23 protein-coding genes are annotated in these 22,318 nt (G+C 66.4%); 13 read left to right on the plus strand and 10 right to left on the minus strand.

Annotated elements, in window-relative coordinates:
* Positions 1 to 106: 106 nt before the first annotated feature.
* Both FJ311_01445 and FJ311_01450 read left to right on the plus strand, forming a co-directional pair.
* The gene (locus FJ311_01445) at positions 107 to 529 is read left to right on the plus strand and encodes a nucleoside-diphosphate kinase (GenBank protein MBM3950101.1); all 423 of its coding nucleotides are present in this window, start codon (positions 107 to 109) and stop codon (positions 527 to 529) included.
* Positions 530 to 704: 175 nt separating this feature from the next.
* Positions 705 to 1,730 carry a Fe(3+) ABC transporter substrate-binding protein gene (locus tag FJ311_01450; GenBank protein ID MBM3950102.1) on the plus strand — a complete coding sequence of 342 codons (1,026 nt, stop codon included), beginning with the start codon at positions 705 to 707 and terminating at the stop codon, positions 1,728 to 1,730.
* Between the two features lie 11 nt (positions 1,731 to 1,741).
* Here the strand turns inward: FJ311_01450 and FJ311_01455 are convergent, their stop codons facing one another.
* The 3 genes from FJ311_01455 to FJ311_01465 are packed head-to-tail and all read right to left on the minus strand — an operon-like array spanning position 1,742 to position 5,218.
* The gene (locus tag FJ311_01455; GenBank protein MBM3950103.1) at positions 1,742 to 3,436 is read right to left on the minus strand and encodes an iron ABC transporter permease; all 1,695 of its coding nucleotides are present in this window, start codon (positions 3,434 to 3,436) and stop codon (positions 1,742 to 1,744) included.
* Positions 3,437 to 3,488: 52 nt separating this feature from the next.
* Positions 3,489 to 4,139, minus strand: coding sequence for a phosphoribosylglycinamide formyltransferase (locus FJ311_01460; protein ID MBM3950104.1), 651 nt, complete (start codon positions 4,137 to 4,139; stop codon positions 3,489 to 3,491).
* Positions 4,127 to 5,218 carry a phosphoribosylformylglycinamidine cyclo-ligase gene (locus FJ311_01465; GenBank protein ID MBM3950105.1) on the minus strand — a complete coding sequence of 364 codons (1,092 nt, stop codon included), beginning with the start codon at positions 5,216 to 5,218 and terminating at the stop codon, positions 4,127 to 4,129. The genes FJ311_01460 and FJ311_01465 overlap by 13 nt, the downstream gene beginning before the upstream one ends.
* Between FJ311_01465 and FJ311_01470 the strand changes: the two genes are divergently transcribed.
* Genes FJ311_01470 through FJ311_01485 form a run of 4 tightly spaced genes read left to right on the plus strand, consistent with a single transcriptional unit; the run spans position 5,217 to position 8,788 of the window.
* Entirely contained in the window at positions 5,217 to 6,443 is a 1,227-nt protein-coding gene (locus FJ311_01470; GenBank protein MBM3950106.1) for a DUF2066 domain-containing protein, read from the plus strand. The genes FJ311_01465 and FJ311_01470 overlap by 2 nt on opposite strands.
* A gap of 46 nt (positions 6,444 to 6,489) precedes the next feature.
* Positions 6,490 to 7,008: a CDP-alcohol phosphatidyltransferase family protein gene (locus tag FJ311_01475; protein MBM3950107.1), complete on the plus strand. Its 519-nt coding sequence runs from the start codon at positions 6,490 to 6,492 to the stop codon at positions 7,006 to 7,008.
* Positions 7,009 to 7,010: 2 nt separating this feature from the next.
* The gene (locus FJ311_01480) at positions 7,011 to 8,069 is read left to right on the plus strand and encodes an AI-2E family transporter (GenBank protein ID MBM3950108.1); all 1,059 of its coding nucleotides are present in this window, start codon (positions 7,011 to 7,013) and stop codon (positions 8,067 to 8,069) included.
* Positions 8,066 to 8,788 (plus strand): DNA replication protein, encoded by a 723-nt coding sequence (locus tag FJ311_01485; GenBank protein MBM3950109.1) that lies wholly within the window; start codon positions 8,066 to 8,068, stop codon positions 8,786 to 8,788. Before FJ311_01480 ends, FJ311_01485 begins: the two co-directional genes overlap by 4 nt.
* Here the strand turns inward: FJ311_01485 and rnd are convergent.
* Both rnd and FJ311_01495 read right to left on the minus strand, forming a co-directional pair.
* A complete protein-coding gene (gene rnd, locus FJ311_01490) occupies positions 8,785 to 9,945 on the minus strand; it encodes a ribonuclease D (protein MBM3950110.1) in 1,161 nt (386 codons plus the stop codon). The genes FJ311_01485 and rnd overlap by 4 nt on opposite strands.
* 17 nt (positions 9,946 to 9,962) lie before the next feature.
* A complete protein-coding gene (locus FJ311_01495) occupies positions 9,963 to 10,199 on the minus strand; it encodes a hypothetical protein (protein ID MBM3950111.1) in 237 nt (78 codons plus the stop codon).
* A 141-nt stretch (positions 10,200 to 10,340) separates the two neighbouring features.
* Here FJ311_01495 and aspS point away from each other — a divergent pair, with 141 nt between their 5' ends.
* Together aspS and FJ311_01505 are read left to right on the plus strand one after the other, a co-directional pair.
* On the plus strand, positions 10,341 to 12,134 hold the full coding sequence (aspS, locus tag FJ311_01500; protein ID MBM3950112.1) for an aspartate--tRNA ligase: 1,794 nt from the start codon (positions 10,341 to 10,343) through the stop codon (positions 12,132 to 12,134).
* A gap of 230 nt (positions 12,135 to 12,364) precedes the next feature.
* The gene (locus FJ311_01505; protein ID MBM3950113.1) at positions 12,365 to 13,690 is read left to right on the plus strand and encodes a DEAD/DEAH box helicase; all 1,326 of its coding nucleotides are present in this window, start codon (positions 12,365 to 12,367) and stop codon (positions 13,688 to 13,690) included.
* Here the strand turns inward: FJ311_01505 and FJ311_01510 are convergent.
* Together FJ311_01510 and FJ311_01515 are read right to left on the minus strand one after the other, a co-directional pair.
* Positions 13,576 to 13,944 carry a TfoX/Sxy family protein gene (locus FJ311_01510; protein MBM3950114.1) on the minus strand — a complete coding sequence of 123 codons (369 nt, stop codon included), beginning with the start codon at positions 13,942 to 13,944 and terminating at the stop codon, positions 13,576 to 13,578. The two genes, FJ311_01505 and FJ311_01510, sit on opposite strands and share 115 nt — an antisense overlap.
* A gap of 13 nt (positions 13,945 to 13,957) precedes the next feature.
* Positions 13,958 to 14,617, minus strand: coding sequence for a glutathione S-transferase family protein (locus FJ311_01515; GenBank protein ID MBM3950115.1), 660 nt, complete (start codon positions 14,615 to 14,617; stop codon positions 13,958 to 13,960).
* A gap of 102 nt (positions 14,618 to 14,719) precedes the next feature.
* Here FJ311_01515 and FJ311_01520 point away from each other — a divergent pair, with 102 nt between their 5' ends.
* Positions 14,720 to 15,163: a helix-turn-helix transcriptional regulator gene (locus FJ311_01520; protein MBM3950116.1), complete on the plus strand. Its 444-nt coding sequence runs from the start codon at positions 14,720 to 14,722 to the stop codon at positions 15,161 to 15,163.
* Between the two features lie 3 nt (positions 15,164 to 15,166).
* Here the strand turns inward: FJ311_01520 and FJ311_01525 are convergent, their stop codons facing one another.
* Positions 15,167 to 15,994, minus strand: a complete 828-nt coding sequence (locus tag FJ311_01525; protein ID MBM3950117.1) for a hypothetical protein — start codon at positions 15,992 to 15,994, stop codon at positions 15,167 to 15,169.
* A 171-nt stretch (positions 15,995 to 16,165) separates the two neighbouring features.
* On the opposite strand from FJ311_01525, the gene FJ311_01530 reads away from it, so the two are divergent.
* Genes FJ311_01530 through FJ311_01540 form a run of 3 tightly spaced genes read left to right on the plus strand, consistent with a single transcriptional unit; the run spans position 16,166 to position 19,181 of the window.
* Positions 16,166 to 16,984, plus strand: coding sequence for a sulfurtransferase (locus tag FJ311_01530; GenBank protein MBM3950118.1), 819 nt, complete (start codon positions 16,166 to 16,168; stop codon positions 16,982 to 16,984).
* 27 nt (positions 16,985 to 17,011) lie between these two features.
* On the plus strand, positions 17,012 to 18,373 hold the full coding sequence (gene chrA, locus FJ311_01535; protein MBM3950119.1) for a chromate efflux transporter: 1,362 nt from the start codon (positions 17,012 to 17,014) through the stop codon (positions 18,371 to 18,373).
* Positions 18,374 to 18,410: 37 nt separating this feature from the next.
* On the plus strand, positions 18,411 to 19,181 hold the full coding sequence (locus tag FJ311_01540) for a class II glutamine amidotransferase (protein ID MBM3950120.1): 771 nt from the start codon (positions 18,411 to 18,413) through the stop codon (positions 19,179 to 19,181).
* On the opposite strand, the gene FJ311_01545 is transcribed toward FJ311_01540, so the two are convergent.
* Complete coding sequence (locus FJ311_01545; GenBank protein MBM3950121.1) at positions 19,178 to 20,080, minus strand: hypothetical protein; 903 nt, start codon at positions 20,078 to 20,080, stop codon at positions 19,178 to 19,180. The two genes, FJ311_01540 and FJ311_01545, sit on opposite strands and share 4 nt — an antisense overlap.
* A 1-nt stretch (position 20,081) precedes the next feature.
* Positions 20,082 to 21,524, minus strand: coding sequence for an FAD-binding oxidoreductase (locus FJ311_01550; protein ID MBM3950122.1), 1,443 nt, complete (start codon positions 21,522 to 21,524; stop codon positions 20,082 to 20,084).
* Between the two features lie 54 nt (positions 21,525 to 21,578).
* Here FJ311_01550 and FJ311_01555 point away from each other — a divergent pair, with 54 nt between their 5' ends.
* On the plus strand, positions 21,579 to 22,277 hold the full coding sequence (locus FJ311_01555; GenBank protein MBM3950123.1) for a pirin family protein: 699 nt from the start codon (positions 21,579 to 21,581) through the stop codon (positions 22,275 to 22,277).
* Positions 22,278 to 22,318 lie beyond the last annotated feature (41 nt).

Raw genomic sequence — 22,318 nt, forward strand, 5'->3', positions numbered from 1 at the left:
ACCCCCGACGGCGCCGTTGCCGCTCATCCGACGCGTCCGGTTGTTTCGGCGGTCGCGAACGGCTATAAGCGCCGCCTTCACGACCCTGTAAGGCGGAATACAATCCATGGTGAAAGAGCGTACCCTTTCCATCATCAAGCCGGATGCGACGCGGCGCAACCTGACCGGGCAGATCAACGCCCGCCTCGAACAAGCCGGCCTCGCCATCGTCGCGCAGAAGCGCATTCGTCTCACCCGCGCCCAGGCCGAAGCGTTCTACGCCGTTCATGCGGAGCGCGCGTTTTACCGGGATTTATGCGACTTTATGACCTCGGGCCCGGTGGTCGTGCAGGTGCTGGAAGGCGAAAACGCCGTTGCCCGTAATCGCGAGGTGATGGGGGCGACCAATCCGGCCAACGCTGCCGCCGGCACCATCCGCAAGGATTTCGCCGAAAGCATCGAGGCCAATTCGGTTCACGGGTCCGATTCGCCCGAAAACGCGGCTCGGGAAATCGCCTTTTTCTTCAGCGAGTGCGAAATCGTCGGCTGATCGGCCGCGCCGCTTTCGACTTTCCCGTTTTTTTGTTCTTTGGATCGCAGAGCGATCCCCAGCCGCAATTCTTCTAATAACCTGAAAAATAATAGCAATATTATATATTGCAATTAGTTCTCATTTGCGATAATAACGCGTTGGTATGTAAGTGAAACACTGTGGAGATTGTGCGATGCGTTCGTTCCTTTCGATTTGTTGCGTAATGGTTCTGGCTGGTGCGGCGCCCATGGCCCCGGCGATGGCGGCGGAACTCAACATCTATTCGGCCCGCCACTATCCCTCCGACGACGCGCTCTACGCCGGCTTCACCCAGGCGACCGGCATCAAGATCAACCGGGTCGAGGCGAGCGGCGACAAACTGCTCGCGCGCCTGCGCCAGGAAGGACGCAACAGCCCGGCCGACGTTCTCATGGTGGTGGACGCGGGCAATCTCTGGCTCGCCGAGAAGGAAGGATTGTTCCATCCGGTGAAGTCCGAGGGACTTGTGGCGCGAATCCCGCCCAACCTCCGCCACCCGGACGGCTTGTGGTTCGGCTTTTCCACCCGCGCCCGGGTGATCGTCTACAACAAGTCCCAGGTCGGTGCGGCCGACGCGCCCAAGCGCTATGAAGATCTCGCCGATGCCCGCTGGAAGGGCAAGGTGTGCATGCGCTCGTCGTCCAACGTCTACAATCTCTCCCTGATGGCGTCGCTCGTGCACCACCTGGGCGAGGCCAAGGCCGAAGCCTGGGCGCGCGGCGTGGTCGCCAATTTCGCCCGCGATCCCAAGGGCGGCGATACCGACCAGATCCGCGCCGTCGCCGCGGGCGAATGCGCCGTCACGCTCGCCAACACCTATTACGTCGTGCGTCTGATGAAATCGGACAAGGACGCCGACCGGGCGGTGGCGGAGAAAATCGCTGTCGTCTTCCCGAATCAAGGCGATCGGGGTACCCACGTCAACGTCTCGGGCGCGGGCATGCTCAAGCACGCACCGCACCCGGAAAACGCCGTGCGTTTCCTCGAATATCTGCTCAGCCCCGAGGCGCAATCCTTGTTTGCCGTCGCCAACAACGAATATCCGGTGGCCGAGGACGTCGCCGGCGACGCGACGCTCATCAAGCTCGGCCGCTTCAAGGCCGACGATCTCGGGATTCATATCCTCGGCGAAAACCAGCCGCGCGCGCAGATGGCCTACGACCGGGCCGGGTTCAAATAAGTCGGGCGCCCTTAAGGTAATGCCGGTTGCGTTCCCGCGCGGCCGCGGGCGGCCGCGCGGGCGAGCATTACGATCGGCAGAAGCCCGACCAAGACGATGCCCAGCGACGCGGCGGCGGCCTCCGCCAGCCGTTCGTCGGCGGCGAGATTGTGCGCTTGCACCGCGAGGGTGTCGAAATTGAATGGCCTGAGCAACAGCGTCGCCGGCAGCTCCTTGGTGACATCGACGAACACGATCAGCAGGGCGGCAAGCAGGCTCGGGCGCAGCAGCGGCAAATGCACGCGCGCGAGCACGCGTCCCGGCCGGGCCCCGAGGGTGCGGGCGGCGCCGTCCATGCTGGGAGTGATCTTGGCAAGGCTCGCTTCCACGGTTTGCAGCGACACGGCGAGAAAGCGGACCAGGTAGGCGAATACCAGCGCGACGATGGTTCCGGTCAGGATCAATCCGGTTGAAATTCCGAACGTCGCGCGCATCCAGGAGTCCACGGCGTTGTCGAAGGCGCCGAGCGGGATCAGCACCCCGACGGCGATCACCGATCCGGGCATCGCATAGCCCATGCCGGCTAGGCGTCCGGTTCCGAAGGATACCGGACCAGGATTTAAGCGCTGCGCGTAGGCAAGCAGCAGGGCGACAGCCAGCGCCAGCACCGCCGTGACTGCGGCGAGCGTCAGGGTGTTGGCGGCGAGACCGGCGAAGCGCGCACCCAAGTTCATGCCATCGCCCGCAAACGTCAGGCCGGCGAGGATCGCGGCCGGCAACGCAAACCCGAACAGCAGCGGCAGGGCGCAGGCAAGAATGGCGAGCGCAGCGCGAGTTCCGCCAAGCACGTAGCGCGGCAGCGGCTTTGATCGTCCGGCGGTCTGGAAATAACGCGCTTGGCCGCGGTTGCGGCGCTCGGCCGCGATCAGCACGACGACGAACGCCAGCAGCGCCAGCGACAGTTGCGCCGCCGCCACCGGGTCGTTCATGGAGAACCACGCGCGATAGATGCCGACCGTGAATGTCGGCACGCCGAAATAGGCGACGGTGCCGAAGTCGGCGAGCGTCTCCATCAGCGCCAGCGCCGCGCCGGCGACGATGGCCGGCCGCGCGAGCGGCACCGCGACCCGGACGAAAGCCTCCCAGGCGTTGCATCCGAGCGCTCGGGCGGCCTCGATCGGGCCCGCGGACTGTTCCAGGAACGCGGCGCGGGCGAGCAGATAGACGTAAGGGTAAAGCACCGCGACGAACATCGCCGCGGCGCCGAGCAACGAGCGGATGTCGGGAAACCAGTAATCGCCCACCGACCAGCCGGTCAGCGCGCGCAGCGCACCCTGCACCGGACCGGCCGGCTGGAAAAAATCGGTGTAGGCGTAAGCCGCGACATACGACGGCGCGGCAAGCGGCAACACCAGCGCCCATTCGAAGATGCGCCGGCCGGGAAACTCGCACATGGCGACGATCCAGGCGGCCGGCACCCCGACGATCACCACGCCGACGCCGACCATAACCACCAGCGCGAGCGTGTTGCCGATATAGGAGGGAAGAACCGTATCGGCGAGGTGCGCCCAGGCGCCTTGGCCGGGCGCGAAGGCATATAGGGCGACGGCGGCGATGGGCAGGATCAGGAGGCCGCCGACGAGAACCGCGAGGACGACAAGCGGGGACGGGCGCGCGCGGGACCGGGACGCGGACGCGGCGGGCGATGCGGCGGGAGAGACACTCATGCGTGCGGCATTGTCCGGGAAAAATCCCGGCATTACAACCGCTTCGAGGACATCACGGCGCCGGGTTGACCAGCGCGCCGGTAGGGGTTCGCGCGCGCTCGATGACGGCCCGCTCGCCCTCGATCCTGACGCGGCCCTCGGCGATCAGGCGGACGGCGTGCGGATAGATGACATGCTCCTGGGCCAGGACCCGGGCGGCGAGGGTTTCGGCGGTGTCCTCGGGGCGCACCGGCACCGCGGCCTGGGCGATGATCGGGCCCTCGTCCATGTTCTCGCGCACGAAATGGACGGTACAGCCGGCGAATCGCGCGCCGGCTTCGATCACGCGCTCGTGGGTGTGCAGTCCCTTGAAGGCGGGCAGCAACGACGGATGGATGTTGATCATCCGGTCGCGCCAGCGCCGCACGAATCCGGCGCCGAGCAGGCGCATGAATCCGGCGAGGCACACCAGACCCGCGCCCGAGGCCTCGATCGCCCTGGTCAATTGGTTTTCGAACGCGGCGCGGTCGGGAAAATTACGGTGATCGATCACATGGGTCGCAACGCCCGCAGCCTTCGCCCGTTCGAGACCGAGGGCGTCCGGCTCGTTGGCGAGGGTGAGGACGATCTCGGCCGGATAGGCGGGATCCCGACAGGCGTCGATCAGGGCCTGAAGGTTGCTGCCCCGGCCCGAAATCAACACCGCCAGCTTCAATCGCGCCATGCGCCGTCGAGTCCTTCGAGAACGACCGCCGGGCCGGTCGCGCGTGGAATGATTTCGCCGATGGGGTAAACAGTTTCGCCGTGGTCGCGCAAAATCCCGACGATTGCGTCGGCCTCCGACGCAGCGACGATGGCGATCATGCCGATGCCGCAATTGAAAGTGCGCGCCATTTCCTCCGGCGCCACGTTGCCGGTCGCCTTCAGCCAGCGGAACACGGGCGGAATCCGCCACTTCTTCATATCGATCCGCGCCGCGAAACGGTCGGAATAAACGCGCGGCGGATTTTCGATCAAACCGCCGCCGGTGATGTGGGCGAGCGCGTGCACGCCGTTCGCCTTGAGCGCGGCGAGGCCGCTTTTGACGTAAATCCGCGTCGGCGTCAGCAGCGCCTGGCCGAGCGACTGGCGCGCGTCAAACGGCGCGCGCGCGTCGAAGCCGAAGCCGGCACGCTCGACCACGCGGCGCACGAGCGAGAAGCCGTTAGAGTGAACGCCGTTCGAAGCGAGCCCGAGAATGGCGTCGCCGGCGGCGACGTGGGCGCCGGTCAACACCCGGTCGCGCTCGACCGCGCCGACGGCGAAGCCGGCGAGGTCGTAATCCTCGCCTGCGTACATGCCGGGCATTTCGGCGGTCTCGCCGCCGACCAGCGCGCAACCCGCTTGGCGGCAACCCTCGGCGATCCCGGCGATGACCGCGCGACCGACGGCGACGTCGAGCTTGCCGGTGGCGAAGTAATCGAGAAAGAACAGCGGCTCGGCGCCCTGGACGAGCAGATCGTTGACGCACATGGCGACCAGGTCGATGCCGATGCCGTCGTGCATGCGGGCTGCGACGGCGATCTTGAGCTTGGTACCGACGCCGTCGGTACCGGAAACCAGGATCGGATCGCGATAACCCGCCGCCTTGAGATCGAACAGCGCGCCGAAGCCGCCGAGCCCGCCCATCGTCCCACGCCGGTCGGTCGAACGGGCGAGCGGCTTGATTGCCTCGACCAAGGCATCACCGGAATCGATGTCGACACCCGAGTCGCGATAAGTAAGACCGGGGTCGGTTTGCGGATCCTGGCGCGTCGTCGCCATGCTCGAAAATCCCCCGGTTCACCGGCCCGCGTCGGCTTTGCACGCGGGCGACCTGTGCTACATTGAGCGCCCTTCGGGCGAGCCGAAGATAGACCTTTTGCGAAGGTTTTCAATGCGCGAGATGACCGGCTTGACGGTGCTGCGGATCGCGCTCGCGGGTGCGATTCTCGCCTTTTGGTTCGCGCCGGTCCGGGCGGCGTCGGTCTTCGACGTGGCGGGCGTGGCAGTGGACGTAACCGCCGATACCGCCGCCCAGGCCCGCGAACGGGCCTTGGCCGAGGGCGAGCGCGTCGCCTTTCGTCGCCTGCTGGAGCGGCTGACGCTGCGGTCCGACCATTCGCGCCTCCCGAACCCGCCGCGCGCCGAAATCGGCAACTACCTGCAGGATTTCTCCGTCGCCGACGAGAAAACCTCGCCGGTCCGCTATCTCGCCAAGCTCACGTTCCGCTTCAAAGCCGAGGAAATCCGCCGCTTGCTCGATCAGGTCGGCATCCCGTTCGCCGAAACCATGAGCAAACCGGTCTTGGTGCTACCGGTTTATCAGTCCGCCGGTGCGCTCCTGTTGTGGGACGACCCCAATCCGTGGCGATCGGCTTGGAGTCAAGTGACGGTGCGCGAGGGGTTGGTTCCATTGGTGTTGGCGGCTGGCGATTTGCAGGACGTGGCGGCGATCGGTGCCGAACAGGCGGCGGCCGCCGACGAAACGCGGCTTGCGGCGATCGCGGGCCGTTACGGCACCACCGACACCGTCGTTGCCGTCGCGACCATGGGCTACCAGCCGCAGCAGTCGGTTCCTTATGTCCGGGTCTTCGTGTCGCGCCACGGTCCGACCGCGCCCAAGGGGCGGACGGAAATTGAGATTACCGCGCAGGCCGGCGAAAACACCGGGCGTCTTCTCCAGCGCGCCGCCGCCGAGACGACTCGGCTGATCGAAGACGGCTGGAAGCGCGAAAACCTGCTCAGCCTCGGCCGCGCCTCGGTCGCGGCGGTGTCGGTGCCGATCGGCTCGCTCGCCGACTGGCTGGCGGTGCGCAAGAAGATGGGCGAAGTTTCGGTCGTGCGGCGAGCCGAGGTGATCCTGATGTCCAAGGCCGAAGTACGGCTCGCGCTTCATTTCATCGGCGAGGTGGACCAACTCGCGCTCGCGCTCGGTCAGGCGGATCTGCATCTTCTGCGCGAGGGCGACCTATGGGTCCTCACCTCCTCTCGGCCGGCGCGGGGATGACGGACGGTATTTCGTGCTCGCGCACCTGCCCAACCTGATCTCGCTGATGCGCCTGCTGATGGTGCCGCTGGTGGTGTACCTGATTCTGCACGAACGCCTGATTGCCGGGTTCTGGCTGTTCGTCGCCGCCGGCATCAGCGACGCCATCGACGGCTACATCGCCAAGCGATTCAACGTTTCAAGTCCGCTCGGTCGCTATCTCGATCCACTCGCCGACAAGGCGCTGCTGGTCGCGTTATTCGTTCTCGGCGGCTATCTGGATTTTCTGCCCGACTGGCTGGTGATCCTGGTGGTATTCCGCGACGTGATGATCATCGGCGGTGCCATCCTGTTCTATACGCTCGACCTGCCACCGAAGATGCCGCCCTTGGTGGTTAGCAAAATCAACACCGCATGCCAGATCGTGCTGGTGGCGGCGGCGCTCGCCTTTCGCGGCTACGGACTGGACTTGGCCCCGCTGCAATCCGTGCTGGAATACCTGGTAGCGGCGACGACCCTCGCCTCCGGCTTGGCATATCTGGTGAAATGGGGCCGCTTGGCGGCGACGATCGAGGAGGATCGCTAATCATGAACCGGCGAACCGTGTTTCTGCTCGCGCTAATCGGCGGGGTCGGGCTGCTGCTCTACGGCCTTTCCGGCGTGCTGCTGCCTTTCGTCGCCGGGCTGTTGGTCGCCTATTTCCTCGATCCGGTCGCCGACCGGCTGGAAAGCGCCGGGTTCTCGCGCACGCTCGCGACCACGGTCATCACTATCGCCTTCTTCGTGCTGGTGGCGGCAGTCTTGACGGTGCTGGCGCCGCTGCTGCAAGGGCAGATCGTCGGCCTCGTCGCCAAGACGCCGACGGTGGTCGAGGCACTGCGCGAGCAGGCCGCGCCGCTGATCGAGCGTTTCCAGGCGACACTGACCCAGGAGCAAATCGCGCGTCTGCGCGAGGCGGCCGGAACCTACGCGGGCGAAGCGGCCAAGCTGCTCGGCACCATGGTCGGCCGGGTGCTCAGCGGGGGCGCGGCGTTTCTCCAGCTTCTCTCGCTCGTGATCATCACGCCGTTGGTGTCGTTCTACCTGCTGCGCGATTGGGACCGGATCGTCGCCCAATTCGACGACTTGCTGCCGCGCGATATGGCGCCGACGGTGCGCGAGGTCATGGGCGAGATCGACCGGACCATCGCCGCATGGGTGCGCGGCCAAGCGACGGTGTGCCTGCTGCTGGCGACGTGGTATGGGCTCGGCCTGACCTTGGTCGGCCTCGAATTCGGCCTGGTCATCGGCTTTCTCACTGGCCTGATCTCGTTCGTGCCTTATTTCGGCATGGGCATCGGCCTCGCGGTCGCGCTCGGCGTCGCCTTCGCCCAGTTTTCCGGCGTGATGCCTTTCGTCCTGGTGGCGGGCGTCTTCGCCGTCGGTCAGGTGGTCGAAGGTTACGTTCTCACGCCCAAACTGGTCGGGGATAAAGTTGGGCTGCACCCGGTATGGGTGATCTTCGCGTTGCTCGCGGGCGGCGCGTTGTTCGGCTTCACCGGGGTGCTGCTCGCGGTGCCGGTCGCGGCGGTGATCGGCGTGTTGCTGCGCCATGCTCTCGCGCGCTATCGCGCCAGCGCCTATTGGCGCGGCGAGGGTCGTTCGTGACCGCCGCGACTGCCGACGCGGGGCGGCAGCTCGCGCTCGCTTTTGCGCACCGGGCCGCCTTCGGCGCCGACGATTTCCTGGTCGCGCCGTCGAACGCGGACGCGGTCGCCTGGGTCGATCGCTGGCGGACGTGGGCCCGCCCGGTGCTGGTGCTGCATGGTCCCCCAGGCTGCGGCAAGACCCATCTCGGCCATGTTTTTCTCGGTCTCGCCGACGGCATCGCAATTGCGGCCAAGGATTTGGGCGCAAGCGACTTCGCCCGCCTTGTGGACGAACGCCGCACCGACACGCCCGCGATGCTGGTGGAGGACGCCGACCGAATCGGCGATCCGGCCGCCGAGCACGCGCTTTTTCACTTGCACAATCTGATCGTTGAGGCACGGGGATATCTGCTGCTGACCGCGCGCGTGCCGCCCGCGCGTTGGCCGATCCGGCTGCCCGATCTCGCCTCGCGGGTACGCGCCGCCCCGACGGTCGCCATAGCACCGCCGGACGAGGCGTTGATCGGCGCGGTATTGGTCAAGCAGTTCGCCGACCGCCAGGTGCGGGTCGATCCCGCCGTGATCGCGTTCTTAATGGCGCGCATGGAGCGCTCCTTCGACGCGGCGCGGCGGCTGGTGGACGCCCTCGATGCGGCCGCGTTGAGCGAAGGTCGCGCCATCACTGTTCCGCTTGTGTCGGCGGTTCTGGCACGTCTCAGTGATGAGACGAAAGATTAGGCGCGCGCGAGCTTGATCTTGCGCCCTTCGGCCGAGAGTGCGATCCGGCCCCGGATCAGACCGAGCGCGTCGTCGCCGAACACTTCGCGCCGCCAGCCGGAGAGCGCGGCGACGCCCGCCTTTTCGCCGAAGGCGGCGATGCGTTCCAGGTCGGACGCCGAGGCCAGCAGCTTCGGCGCCACGCCCGAGGACTCGGCGGCGTGCTTGAGTAGCACCTTGAGCAGGTCGGTCACCGGCCCGATACCGCCCGGTAGGTCGGTCTTTTCCTCCATATGCGGGCACTCCCTGTCCGGTACGGCAATGCCGGCGGCGATGGCCTTCAGGAGCCCGGCGCCCATGGACCCCTCGGCCATCTTGGCGCTCAAGCCCCGAGTGCGCGCGAGCGCGTCGACCGACGTCGGCCGGTGGTGCGCGATCTCGATCAGGGATTCGTCGCGCAAGACGCGCCCGCGCGGAATGTCGCGGCGCTGGGCCTCACGCTCGCGCCAGGCGGCGACCTCGCGCAGGACCGAGAGGAAGCGTCCGCCGCCGCGCGCCTTGAGCCTGAGCCACGCGCGCGCCGGATCGACGTCGTAGGTGGCCGTGTTGGTTAGCACCGCCATTTCCTCCGCTAGCCACGATTCGCGGCCATTGGCGGCGAGCCGGCGGCGTAGTTCCTCGTAGACCTTGCGCAGGTGAATCACATCGTCGAGGGCATACGCGATCTGGCGTTCGCTCAAGGGTCGCGCCGACCAGTCGGTGAAGCGCGAGGATTTGTCGATCCGGGCGCGGGCGAGCGAGCCGACCAGGGTTTCGTAGCTCGCCGAATCGCCGAAGCCGCAGACCATCGCCGCGACTTGGGTGTCGAATACCGGCGTCGGCAGTTTCTTGGTCAAGTAATAGAAGATTTCCAAATCCTGGCGCGCGGCGTGAAAGACCTTGAGCACGCCCGGATCGTCGAAAATCCGAAGGAGCGGGGCGAGATCGATTCCCGGTGCGAGCGCGTCGATGGCGGCGGCTGCGGCGGGGTCGTCATCCATGCCGCCGCCGGCCACCTGCACGACGCAGAGGATCGGCCAATAGGTCCGCTCGCGCATGAATTCGGTGTCAACGGTGACGAACGGCGCGCCGGCGATGCGCCGGCAGAAATCGGCGAGGACTTCGCTGTCGGCGATCAGGGCGGGGCGGGATGGACTCAACGACGACTCCGCCGTTCCTCGGGAGCTAGGCCGGCGACGAACTCGCGGCGGGTGAAGGCGTGGCCGCAGACCATGCAGTTGAGCGGGCCGAACGGCTCGCGCGCCGGGTCGAATTCGCCCTGGGCGACGTTTTGTCGTTCGCCGCAGTTGGGGCAGCGTGCCGGTCCCATGCCGGGTGCGAGGGGGCCGGTACGTTCGCCGGATTCGGACCGGGATGGGGTGGCGGGGGGCATGGGCGTCGTGTCCTCGAAGTCTAAGATGTGGCGCTTCGCGGGCCCGAGGTCAATGTCTTCGCGTTGTGTCATCAGTCCACTGTAACTTGACAAACGGCGCCGGGCGGTCGAGCTTTCGCCCGCCCTTTTTAGTTCGACCCGATGCATCCTTACCGCACCCACACCTGCGGCGCACTGCGCCCCGCCCACGTCGGCGAAACCGTCCGGCTGTCGGGCTGGGTCCATCGCAAGCGCGACCACGGCAACCTGCTGTTCGTCGATCTGCGCGACCATTACGGCCTGACCCAGTGCGTGATCGACAGTTCCGCGCCGCCCTTCAAGGTCGCCGAAGGCGTGCGCCCGGAAAGCGTGGTCATCGTCACCGGTCGCGTGGTCAAGCGCGCGCCGGAAACCGTGAATCCCAACCTGCCGACCGGCGAGGTCGAAGTGGCGATCGCCGCGATCGAGGTGGAAGGCCCGGCCGAGGTGCTGCCGATCCAGGTCGCGGGCGACATCGAATACCCCGAGGATTTGCGCCTGACCTATCGCTTCCTCGATCTCCGGCGCGAAAAGCCGCACCGCAACATCCTGCTCCGCAGCCAGGTGATCGCGAGCATCCGCCGGCGCATGACCGAACAAGGCTTCGTCGAATTCCAAACCCCGATCCTGACCGCCAGTTCGCCCGAAGGCGCGCGCGACTACCTGGTGCCGTCGCGCAACCATCCGGGCCAGTTCTACGCGCTGCCCCAGGCGCCGCAGCAGTTCAAGCAGTTGATCATGATTTCGGGCTTCGACCGCTATTTCCAGATCGCGCCCTGCTTTCGCGACGAGGACGCGCGCGCCGACCGCTCTCCGGGCGAGTTCTACCAGCTCGACTTCGAAATGGCGTTTGTCACCCAGGATGACGTGTTCGCGGCGATCGAGCCGGTATTGGCCGGCGTGTTCGAGGAATTCGCGCGCGGGCGCACGGTGACCAAACCACCGTTTCCGCGCGTCCCTTACGCCGATTCCATGCTGAGGTACGGCAACGACAAGCCCGATCTCCGCAATCCGATCGTGATGAGCGACGCGACCGAGATCTTTCGCGGCTCCGGCTTCGGGCTGTTCGCCAACCTGGTGGCCAAGGGCGCGGTGGTGCGCGCGATTCCCGCGCCGGGCGCCGGCGCGCAACCGCGCAGCTTCTTCGACAAGCTCAACGATTGGGCCAAGGCCGAAGGCGCGGGCGGCCTCGGCTACATGGTGATGGAGGACGGCGGCGCCAAAGGCCCGATCGGCAAGAACCTGGATGCCGAGCGCATCGCCCGCGTGCGCCAGACGACCGGTGCCAAAGATGGCGACGCCGTGTTCTTCGTTTGCGGCGACAAAGCCAAGGCGGAGAAATTCGCCGGCCTCGCCCGCACCCGCATCGGCGAGGAACTCGATCTGATCGAGAAAAATGCCTTCCGTTTCTGCTGGGTGGTTGATTTTCCGATGTACGAGTTGAATCCGGACACCCAGAAGATCGAATTCAGCCACAATCCATTCTCGATGCCGCAAGGGGGACTGGAGGCGCTCAACACCAAGGCCCCACTCGACGTCCTCGCCTTCCAATACGACATCGTCTGCAACGGCATCGAGCTTTCGAGCGGCGCGATCCGCAACCATCGCCCGGACATCATGCTGCGCGCGTTCGAGATCGCGGGATATGGTAAGGAGGAAGTCGAACGCCGCTTCGGCGGCATGCTGTCGGCGTTCCGCTACGGCGCGCCACCGCACGGCGGTTCGGCCCCGGGCATCGACCGGATCGTGATGATGCTGGCGGACGAACCCAACATCCGCGAGGTGATCGTGTTCCCCATGAACCAGCAGGCCCAGGACCTGCTCATGGGCGCGCCTGCGCCGGCCGACCCGGCGCGGCTCAAGGAACTGCACCTGAAGCTCGATTTGCCGAAGCCGAAGGGCAAGGACGAGCGTTAATCCCGCGTAGCCCCAATCGGCGCTTGACTTTGCCGGTTCCAGCCCCCATATAACGCGCGACCGATTTCTCGCGATCGCGCGGACAGCGCCCCGCTTCGGCGGCAGCTCTTCATTCATCCCGAGACAATCTTTGCAACGTCGCCGGCCCCGGAAGCGCGTGGGGCGGGCCAAAACGCCGGTTAGGCGCGCGACTTGATTCGCGCGCCCGGCGCCTAAGGAAATATTTTAACGTGACTCAATCTACCTTCTCTGGTCTCGGCCTCGCCGAACCGATCGTGCGTGCACTCTCTTCCGAAAACTACGCTGTTCCCACTCCGATCCAGGCCCAAGCCGTTCCGCTACTGCTCGCCGGGCGCGATCTGCTCGGCATCGCCCAAACCGGCACCGGCAAGACCGCCGCCTTCGTGCTGCCGATTCTTCAGCATCTTTCGGCCGCGAGCGAATCCTTGCGGCAAACAAGTCGGGATGGCGCTCACTCTCAGCGCGCCTTACGCGCGCTGATCCTCGCGCCGACGCGCGAACTCGCCTTGCAGATCGGCGAACGCATCCAGGCCTACGGCCGCCATCTCGGTCTTCGCCACGCGGTGATTTTGGGCGGCGTCGGCCAAGGCCCGCAGGTGCAGGCGTTGCGCGCGGGCGTCGATATCCTGGTCGCCACGCCTGGCCGCCTGCTCGATCTCCACAATCAACGTCACGTCCGTCTCGACGCCATTACCCACTTGGTGATCGACGAAGCCGACCGTATGCTCGACATGGGCTTTATCCGCGACGTGCGCCGCATCGTCGCGCTGCTGCCGAAGGTGCGCCAATCGCTGCTGTTTTCCGCGACCATGCCCGCCGACGTGGCGCGGCTCGCCCACGACATGCTCCGCGATCCGGCACGGATCGAGGTGACGCCCCAGGTGGTCACCGTCGAGCGCATCGACCAGTCGGTCTATATGGTCGAAACCGCCGCCAAGCGAGGGTTGCTCACCTACCTGATGGCCGATCCGGCGCTCGCGCGCGTGATCGTGTTCACCCGCACCAAGCACGGCGCCAATCGGGTGGCGGAGCACCTGGAGAAGACCGGAATCACCGCCGCCGCCATTCACGGCAACAAGTCGCAAGGCGCGCGCGTGCGCGCCCTCGAAGGCTTCCGCGAAGGCCATGTGCGCGCCCTGGTCGCAACCGACATCGCCGCGCGCGGCATCGACGTCGATGGCATCAGCCACGTGGTCAACTTCGACCTGCCCAACATCCCGGAAAGCTACGTGCACCGCATCGGCCGCACCGCGCGCGCCGGGGCGGACGGCAAGGCGATCTCGTTCTGCGATGGGAGCGAGCGCGAATACCTGCGCGACATCGAAAAATTGATCCGCAAAACGCTGCCGGTGGCGGGACGGGTGGCGGCGGCGCCGGGCGCGCAAACGCACGGCGTGGCTGATCGCCGCCATTCCGGTTCTCAGCGCCGCGCCGGCCGCGATCGCGGCGCGCGCTTCGGCCGTTTCGGCGGCAGGGATTCGGCGAATGCGACCGCGCGGCCGACCCAGCGCGCGAGCGCCCCGGGCGCCGCGTAGGCTTTTTTCTCGACGTAGAGAAATCCCCGCATCGGCCGGCCGGTGAAATCCATCGGCCGGACGTCGGGCGGCGCGAGCCATTTCCGTGCATCGTCCGGCGCGACCCGGACGACCAATTTGTCGTCGAGCACGCCGCAGCACATGTGGTCTTTGACCATGAAGGCGAGGCCACCGAACATTTTGCGCTCGCTCGTGCCCGGACGGCGAACCATGAGACGCCGGATTTTTTCCGCGAGTTTCGCGTCGTAAGCCACGGCGCCTTGCCCCTCAGCGCCAGTGGGGCGGATAGGTTTTGTCGTATCCCGGCAGCGCCCGAATCCGCTCGCGCCATTTTTCGATCGCCGGATAGCGTTCGGCGAACGGCAACAGGCCGAGGCCGAGCGGCTGGGCGCTGTCCTTGCCGGCGGCGCGCAGCAGGATTTCGATGGAAGGATAAACCGCCAGATCGGCGGCGCTGAGCCGGTCGAGGGCAAGCCAATCGTTGTCGCTCAAGCGGCGTTCCATGATCCCGAGCTCGTCGTGGGCCTCGGGAACGGCGGCGCGGATGTCGTCCGTATTGTCCTCGACGGTCCCGAACAGGACCGGAACAACGATCCGAAGGCCGGCGGGCTCCAGGTAGTAGACCAAATCGGATATCGCCTTCCACACCCGGCCGGTTTCCTCCGCGCTCCGCCCGAACAGGGGCGGGTCGGGATATTTGCGGTCGAGATAGGCCATGATGGCGATGGATTCGGCCAGCACGTAGTCGCCGTCCTTGATCGTCGGCACCTTGCCGCGCGGATTGAGGGCGAGGAACCCGGGCGCCTTGTGCTCCTCCTTCGCGAATTGGAGCAGGCGCGAAACGTACGGAATTTTCTTCGCTTCGAGCGTCAACAGCACGCGCCAGGCGGGCGGGCTGCCGCTGCCCCAATAGACTTCGAGCGTCATGGTTTTCTCCTGTCGTGTCGTCAACGGCTCGGCGGCGGACTATACTGGGGGCGGCGTGTCTAGTCACTTGCTTTTTACAAGTTACTGATCGGAATGCGATTCATGGCGAGGGTGGCGACCGACAAACCGGCGAAACGGGGGCGCAAGGGCGGATTCCGCTCCGGGTGCCCGATCGTCTGCGCGCTCGATCTGGTCGGCGACAAGTGGAGCCTGGTCGTCGTGCGCGACATGATGCTGGGCAAAAGGAAATACCGGGAATTCCTGGAATCACCCGAGGGCATCCCGACCAACATCCTGGCCGACCGCCTGAAATCTCTCGAAGGGCAGGGGATCGTCCGCCGCCGGCGCTACCAAGCGCACCCGGTCCGCCACGAATACGCGCTCACCCGGAAGGGGGCGGAGTTGCTGCCGGTGCTGCAGCAATTCGTGATCTGGGCGCGCAAGCACGTGCCCGGGCGCTGGGGCGATCCGCCCAAGGGGTTTTTCGGGGCGACGCCCGACGACCTTCTGAAACCAAAATCGAAAACGCCCGGCGGAAAGAACTAGGTTCTACTTTCCGAGCAGCTTCTTCATGGTGTCGCCGGCGGCGCCGGCCGCCCCTTCGAGCGCCTTGGTCGCTCCTTGCGCCGCTTCACCGGCCGCCTTGGCGGCGCCTTCGGCCGCGCCCTTGGCGAGGCCGCTCGCCTCCCCAATCAGCTTATCGATGTTGAGGGTCCCGGCTGCGTTGCGTGCGCCCTGGGAGATGGAGGCCATCAATCGTTCGCCCACCTCCTCGGGCGTGGCGCCCTTCTTTTCCTTGCCGATGTCCTTCAAGTGGATGTTGGGCAGCGGCGCGTCCAGCTGCTTACCCTTGAGCAGCGCGTGGCTGACACCGACCTTGCCGTCGCGCACGTAAAGATTGTCGATGATCAGTTTCGGTCCTTCGCCTTTTTTCTCGTCTTTTTTCGCGCCGCCCGCGCCCATCTTTTGGGCGTAGCTTTGCGCGTTTTTCTGGAGGGCGTCGAAGTTGGAGCCGCCGGAGGCCATCTCGTAGGTCACCTGCGGCGCAGCGATCAAAACCTCCTTCAGCACGATGACATCCTTGGTGGTGCGGGCGGTATCGAGCGTCACCTTGACCTCGCCCAGCCTGAGGGCCGCGGGAGTGGCGAACCCTTGCGGATTTCCGACCACTAGGCCGGCGAGGCGGCCTTGACCGTTCTTCACTGAAACGTCGGCTTCGGCGAGCGTCACCTTCGCCTGCAACGCCTCGCGGCCGTAGGTTTCGACCGCGGCCTTGATCAGCGAGCCGATGTTGGACAACAGCACCGTGACCGCGATGGCGGCGACCGCGATCAGGGCGACCGCGCCGCCGCCGACAATCCATAAGGTGCGTTTCATGGGCGATGTTCCTCTTTCCCGGGCTATATAGACGATTCGGCGGTCCCTATGGTAGCCTCTTTCGGTCGGGCCACGGCAGGCGCCCGGCGACACCAAGACGAATCCCCGCATAAGTTTTCCCGCGAAGGTCGTCCAAGCTCTGCCCTGCTCGTGCATCGAGGAGGGTAATCCATGTCTGCGTCCAATTCGTCCGCGTCTTCCGCCGCTCCGTCCATCGCCCCCACCGAACTCTGCGCGCTGCTCGACCGCGGTGGGGCGATTTTCTATGACGTCCGCCGTCGCGTCCGTTACGAAGAAAGCGGCGAAGCGATCCCCGGCGCCCCCTGGCGCGATCCGAGCGAAATCGAATCGTGGTCGCGCCATTTGTTGCCCAGTCGCGCGGTGGTGGTGACCTGCGTCCACGGCCACGAGGTGAGCCAGAACGCCGCCGCCGTGCTCAAGGCGCGCGGGCTCGATGCGCGCTATCTCGCGGGTGGTGTCGAAGGCTGGCGCCAGGCGGGACTGCCGCTCGTTCGCCAGGCGCCGCCGGCCAAGGGTTCCGCCTGGATCACCCGCGGGAAACCGAAGATCGATCGCATCGCCTGCCCGTGGCTGGTGAAGCGTTTTTACGATCCTTCCGCGCGCTTTCTTTACGTGCCGGCCGATCGCGTGCTGGCCGAGGCCGAGGCGAACGGCGCGATCCCCTACGACGTGCCCGGCGTCGAAATGAGCCACGACGGCGAGCTGTGCAGTTTCGACACCATGATCCGGCGCTTGGGACTGAAGGAACCCGCGCTCACGGACCTAGCCGTGATTGTGCGCGGCGCCGATACGGGGCGCCCCGAGTTGTCGCCAGTGGCGCCGGGGTTGCTCGCGGTGTCGCTCGGGCTTTCGGCCATGTTTGCCGACGACCAGGAAATGCTCGGTCACGGCATGGTGGTGTATGATGCGCTCTACGCGTGGCTCTTAAGGGCACGGGGCGAAACCCACGGCTGGCCGTCGAAGGCCTGAAGTGGGAGATGGGAGGGGGAAAACAGCATGACGCAGGCGGTAAAACCCGACGCGGTGCCGATGGCCGACGCGCTCAAGGTCTGGGTCCGGGTTGCGGCTTTGAGCTTCGGCGGGCCGGTGGCGCAGATCGCGGTCATGCACCGCATCGTGGTCGAGGAAAAACGCTGGATCGGCGAGGAGCGATTCCTGCACGCGCTCAACTACTGCATGCTGCTGCCGGGGCCGGAAGCGACCCAGATGGCAGTCTATCTCGGCTGGCTGCTCAACAAGGCGTGGGGCGGCTTCCTCGCCGGCTTCCTGTTCGTGCTGCCCGGCGTTGTCGTGATGATGGTCTTGAGCGTGATTTACTCCGGCTACGGCGAAATGCCGGTGGTGGCGGCGGTGTTCTACGGCATCAAGGCCGCGGTGCTCGCGATCGTGATCGAGGCGATGGTGCGCATCGGCAAGCGCGCGCTCAAGACCGAGGCGCAATACGCCATCGCCGCGCTCGCCTTCGTCGCCATCTTCTTCCTCGATGCGCCGTTCCCGCTGATCATCGTCGCCGCCGGCGTCGCCGGATACCTGGGCTCGCGCGCATGGCCGGCACAGTTTTCGCCGGGCGCCGGCCACGGTAAGAAAGCCAACATGCCGCCCCCGGTGATCGCCGAGGAGAGCTTGCACGAAGTCGCGCCGAGCACGCGCCGGACTCTCTGGATTTCGCTTCTGTTCGCCGTGGTCTGGCTCGGGCCGGTGGTCGCAGTCATGGCCTGGCTCGGGTTCGCCGACGTCTTTTCACAGATCGGATTCTTCTTCAGCAAGCTTGCGGTGGTGACCTTCGGCGGCGCCTACGCGGTGCTCGCCTATATGGCGCAGCAGGCGGTCGAGACCTACGGCTGGGTCACGGCGGGCGAGATGCTGGACGGGCTCGGCTTGGCCGAAACCACGCCGGGGCCGCTGATCATGGTGACGCAGTTCATCGGCTTTCTTGCCGCCTTCCGCGATCCGGGCGGCTTGACGCCAATCACGGCAGGGGTGCTGGGTGGCCTGATGGCGACCTGGGCGACGTTCGGGCCGTCGTTTTTCCTGATCTTTCTCGGCGCGCCGTACATCGAGGCGCTGCGCCAAAATAAGGCGCTCTCGGCCGCGCTCGCCGCCATCACCGCGGCGGTGGTGGGCGTGGTGCTCAACCTCGCCGTCTGGTTCGCGGTCCACGTCATGTTCGCCGACGTGCGCGAAGTGGCCCTCGGCCCGTTCAAGGCGCCGTGGCCCGCATGGGCGAGCCTGGATCCCATGACCGCGATTCTCTCGCTCGCCGCGCTCGTCGCCATGCTCCGCTTCAAGATCGGCATGCTGACGACGCTGGCGGCGGCCGCCTTGATCGGGGTGGTGTGGAAACTGGGGTCGTTGTAGAAAGAAGGTTGCATTCTCGCGATCGAAAGCTGCGATCATGTGCCGCTGGCTCGCCTATCTCGGACGGCCCGTTTTCCTCGAAAAATACCTGTTCGAGCCCGAGCATTCTTTAATCGCGCAGAGCCTCAACCCGGAGCGCACGGCCGTCACCGCCAACGGCGACGGCTTCGGGGTCGGCTGGTACGGCGAACGCGACCAGCCCGGGCTTTACCGCGAAATCCTGCCCGCTTGGAACGATCCCAACCTCCGGAGCCTCGCGGCCCAGATCCGCTCGCGGCTATTTTTCGCCCACGTGCGCGCCTCGACCGGCACCGAAACCTCGCGCGCCAACTGCCATCCGTTCGTGCACGGCAAGTGGATGTTCATGCACAACGGCCAGATCGGCGATTACGAACGGGTGCGCCGGGCGTTGGACGCGCTGCTGCCAGATTCGCTATACGCGCACCGGCGCGGTACCACCGACAGCGAGACATTCTTTTATCTGCTGCTCCATTTTGGACTCGAATCCGATCCGGAAGACGCCTGGCGCAAGACGGTCGCGGCCGTGCTCGAAGAAATGAAGCGCGCCGGCGCGACGCAGCCCTTCCGCATGACCGCGATCCTGACCGACGGCAAGGTCCTCTACGCGCTCCGCTACGCGACCGACCCGGTGCCGCCGAGCCTTTATTGGCGTTGCGACAAGGAGGCGCTGCTGGTGGTCTCCGAGCCGCTCGATTCCGACAAGCTCAACTGGTCGGAGGTGCCGGCGCAGTCGCTGCTGCTGGCGGAAGGCATGGGCCAGGCGGCGGTCGAACCGTTTCGCGTTTAAAGACCGAACGATTTTTTCAGCCGCGCCCGCGCGCGTCGGCCCACCGCGAGGCTCCAGGCGTTGACCACCGCGAGGCGGAACCCGCCTGGTGGCATGGCGTGCGCTTGGGGCGGCTTGTCGGCGTGGAAGGTGATCTGCACGCTGCTGACGCCGGGCATGCGCCGCACCTTGGCGATCTCGCTCGCGGGAGGATGCGCATATGCTGTCCCGTGCGGACCAAATAAAACCACGCTGTAGCCGTCGCGGCGCGCGCGGTCGGCGAAGCGCCAGCGGCCTTCGGCGTAGAGGCGGATCAGCGCTTCGACCCAGCCCGGGCCGTAGAGGTCCGGCCATTGGTCGGAAAAGCGCAGATGCGCCTCGATGATGGTGTCGTCGATGGTCTCGAAGTTGACGATGCCGGTGTAGCCGCGCAATTCGTGGAGTGCCCAGGCGGCGAGGCGGGCCTCAAGTCGGGGGCGCGCCTTCGCCTCCACCTTCCAATGGTCGAAGGTGCCGCCGCCGGTCGGTGCGCCGACCGCGTGGCGCCACCAGCGCGGACGGCCGTCGATCAGCGCGACGTCGGTACTGAGGTGCGACCCCTTCAGCAGCGGCATCCACATGTGCCCGGGAGTAAGCGCATGGAGATACTCCTTGCGGGTGCGGATGATCCGGCTGCCCGCGCCCATGCCCTTGAGGTTCACGGTCGGTTTCGAAAAGACCGGGAAGGCGGGCGGCATCACCCCGTGCGGCCCGGCGACCAGCCCCTGGCTCTGGGCGACCATCAGCTTGTCGTAAACCCAGCGGTGGCGCGGATAGAGCGTCCAGCAATCGGGATCGTCGGTCGGGATGACCACGTTCCGCGGGCAGGAGTGGCCCGCGAAATACTGGCGGCGCCAGGGGTCGGGCTCGACGATTGGCATGTCAACGGGGCGGCAGCACCTTGCCCGGATTCATGATGCCCTTGGGGTCGAGCGCTGCCTTGATCGCGCGCATGAGATCGAGTTCCACGCTGCTTTTGTAGCGCGCCATGTCGGCGAGGCGCAGTTGGCCGACACCGTGCTCGGCGCTGAAGCTGCCGTTCAGTTCGCGGACCAAATCGTGGACGCCGCGGTTGACGCGCTCGCGCTCCGCGAAAAAAGCCGCGCGGTCCGTCCCCACCGGCTGGCTTAGGTTGAAATGCACGTTGCCGTCGCCCATGTGGCCGAAGGCGCACACGCGCACGCCGGGGATCAGGCGCTCGGCCACGTCGGCGCCGCGCGTCACCAGGTCGGGCACGCGCGCGACCGGCACCGACACGTCGTGCTTGAGGCTGCCGCCTTCCGGCTTCTGTGCTTCGGAAATGGATTCGCGAAGCTGCCATAGCGCGGCGGCCTGAGCCTCGCTTTGAGCGATGGTCGCATCGGCAACCGTCTCCGCCTCGGTCGCTTCTGCCAGCACAGCTTCGAGCACGGCGGCGAGCGTGTCCCCCTTCGCGTGCGGACTCGCCAGCTCGGCCAGTGCGTACCATGGGTGCGGCGTGACGAACGGATCGCGGGTGCCGGGCGCGTGGCGCAGCACGCAGTCGAGAGCGAAGCGGTTGGCGAATTCGAACGCGATCAGCGTTTCGCCGCCGCGTTCGCGCAGGCGCACGAACAGATCGAGCGCGGCCGCGGGGGAGGCAAGCGCGGCGAACGCCACCGCGCGCGCCTTCAGCTTCGGAAACAGCTTGAGGGTGGCGGCGGTGACCACGCCGAGCGTTCCTTCCGCGCCGATGAAGAGCTGCTTTAGATCATAGCCGGTATTGTCCTTGTGCAGAGATCGCAACCCGTTCCAGACGCGGCCGTCGGGTAGCACCGCCTCGATTCCCAGCACCAGATCGCGGGTATTGCCATAGCGCAGCACGTGCACGCCGCCGGCGTTGGTCGAGATGTTGCCGCCGACGGTGCAGCTCCCTTCCGCCGCCAGGCTCAACGGGAACAGGGCGCCCGCCTCGTCGGCCGCGCGCTGCACGTCGGCGAGCACGCAGCCGGCCTCGGCGACCATGGTGAAATTGAGGGCATCTAGGGCGCGGATGCGCCTCATCCGCTTCAAGGACAACAGCACACCCGAGGCCGGCACCGCGCCGCCGGCGAGGCCGGTGTTGCCGCCCTGAGGCGTGACGGCTACGCTGGCGTCCGCGCACAGCTTGACGACGCGGGCCACTTCGTCGGTCGAGGCGGGCATCGCCAGAATCGCGCACGCGCCGCGATAGGTGCCGCGCTCCTCGGCGAGATGGGGCGCGAGCGTCGCCTCGTCCGTGGCCCAGCCGTGCGGGCCGACGGCGGCCTTGATGTCATCGAGAAAACGCGAAGGTAATTTCGCGGGCAATTTCGGCGGGGCGGTCATGGTCGGGACGTTAGCCCTGCCGCCGCCCCCCGCCAAGAGGAGAGGAAACTGCCTATGATCACCATCCGTCCATCGCACGAACGGGGCAGCGGCGACTACGGTTGGCTCGCCGCCAAGTACACGTTTTCCTTCGCCGATTACCAAGACCCCGCGCACATGGGCTTTCGCGCGCTCCGGGTCATCAACGAGGACTGGGTCAAGCCCGGCATGGGCTTCAAGACTCACGGCCATAGCGACATGGAGATCGTCACCTACGTTCTCTCGGGCGCGATCGCGCACAAGGACAGCCTCGGCAACGGTTCGACCATCCGGCCCGGCGACGTCCAGCGCATGAGCGCCGGCACCGGCATCCTGCACAGCGAGTTCAATCCCTCCGACACCGAGCCGGAACACCATTTGCAGATTTGGCTTTTGCCCGAACGCACGGGGCTGATGCCCGGGTACGAACAGAAGACGTTCCCGATCGCCGAACAGACCGATCACCTGCACCTGATCGCCAGCCGCGACGCTCGGCTCGGTTCGGTCACCATCCACCAGGACGCGGACATCTACGCCTGCCGGCTGTCCCCGGGTGGCCGCGTCTCCAGTGCGCTCGCGCCCGGCCGGCACGCCTGGATTCAGGCGGCGCGTGGCGCGGTCGAGGTCAACGGCGTCACGCTTCGGGCCGGCGACGGCGCCGCCATCAGCGACGAGGACGAGATTGACATCCGGAGCCGCGACGGAGGAGAGTTCCTGCTGTTCGACCTCGCCTGATAACAGCCTCACCCTTCGACAAGCTCAGGGTGAGGCTATAA

It is taken from the genome of Rhodospirillales bacterium (assembly GCA_016872535.1).
Taxonomy (GTDB): Bacteria; Pseudomonadota; Alphaproteobacteria; order Rhodospirillales; family 2-12-FULL-67-15; genus 2-12-FULL-67-15.

Coding starts and splice junctions, on each gene's coding strand:
- FJ311_01540 (MBM3950120.1), top strand. CDS start 18,411: ATGTGCCGCTGGCTCGCCTATCTCGGACGGCCCGTTTTCCTCGAAAAA.
- FJ311_01450 (MBM3950102.1), top strand. CDS start 705: ATGCGTTCGTTCCTTTCGATTTGTTGCGTAATGGTTCTGGCTGGTGCG.
- aspS (MBM3950112.1), top strand. CDS start 10,341: ATGCATCCTTACCGCACCCACACCTGCGGCGCACTGCGCCCCGCCCAC.
- FJ311_01515 (MBM3950115.1), bottom strand. CDS start 14,617: ATGACGCTCGAAGTCTATTGGGGCAGCGGCAGCCCGCCCGCCTGGCGC.
- FJ311_01545 (MBM3950121.1), bottom strand. CDS start 20,080: ATGCCAATCGTCGAGCCCGACCCCTGGCGCCGCCAGTATTTCGCGGGC.
- FJ311_01465 (MBM3950105.1), bottom strand. CDS start 5,218: ATGGCGACGACGCGCCAGGATCCGCAAACCGACCCCGGTCTTACTTAT.
- FJ311_01520 (MBM3950116.1), top strand. CDS start 14,720: ATGGCGAGGGTGGCGACCGACAAACCGGCGAAACGGGGGCGCAAGGGC.
- chrA (MBM3950119.1), top strand. CDS start 17,012: ATGACGCAGGCGGTAAAACCCGACGCGGTGCCGATGGCCGACGCGCTC.
- FJ311_01495 (MBM3950111.1), bottom strand. CDS start 10,199: ATGCCCCCCGCCACCCCATCCCGGTCCGAATCCGGCGAACGTACCGGC.
- FJ311_01480 (MBM3950108.1), top strand. CDS start 7,011: ATGAACCGGCGAACCGTGTTTCTGCTCGCGCTAATCGGCGGGGTCGGG.
- FJ311_01555 (MBM3950123.1), top strand. CDS start 21,579: ATGATCACCATCCGTCCATCGCACGAACGGGGCAGCGGCGACTACGGT.
- FJ311_01475 (MBM3950107.1), top strand. CDS start 6,490: ATGCGCCTGCTGATGGTGCCGCTGGTGGTGTACCTGATTCTGCACGAA.
- FJ311_01460 (MBM3950104.1), bottom strand. CDS start 4,139: ATGGCGCGATTGAAGCTGGCGGTGTTGATTTCGGGCCGGGGCAGCAAC.
- FJ311_01445 (MBM3950101.1), top strand. CDS start 107: ATGGTGAAAGAGCGTACCCTTTCCATCATCAAGCCGGATGCGACGCGG.
- FJ311_01470 (MBM3950106.1), top strand. CDS start 5,217: ATGCTCGAAAATCCCCCGGTTCACCGGCCCGCGTCGGCTTTGCACGCG.
- FJ311_01550 (MBM3950122.1), bottom strand. CDS start 21,524: ATGACCGCCCCGCCGAAATTGCCCGCGAAATTACCTTCGCGTTTTCTC.
- FJ311_01525 (MBM3950117.1), bottom strand. CDS start 15,994: ATGAAACGCACCTTATGGATTGTCGGCGGCGGCGCGGTCGCCCTGATC.
- FJ311_01455 (MBM3950103.1), bottom strand. CDS start 3,436: ATGAGTGTCTCTCCCGCCGCATCGCCCGCCGCGTCCGCGTCCCGGTCC.
- FJ311_01530 (MBM3950118.1), top strand. CDS start 16,166: ATGTCTGCGTCCAATTCGTCCGCGTCTTCCGCCGCTCCGTCCATCGCC.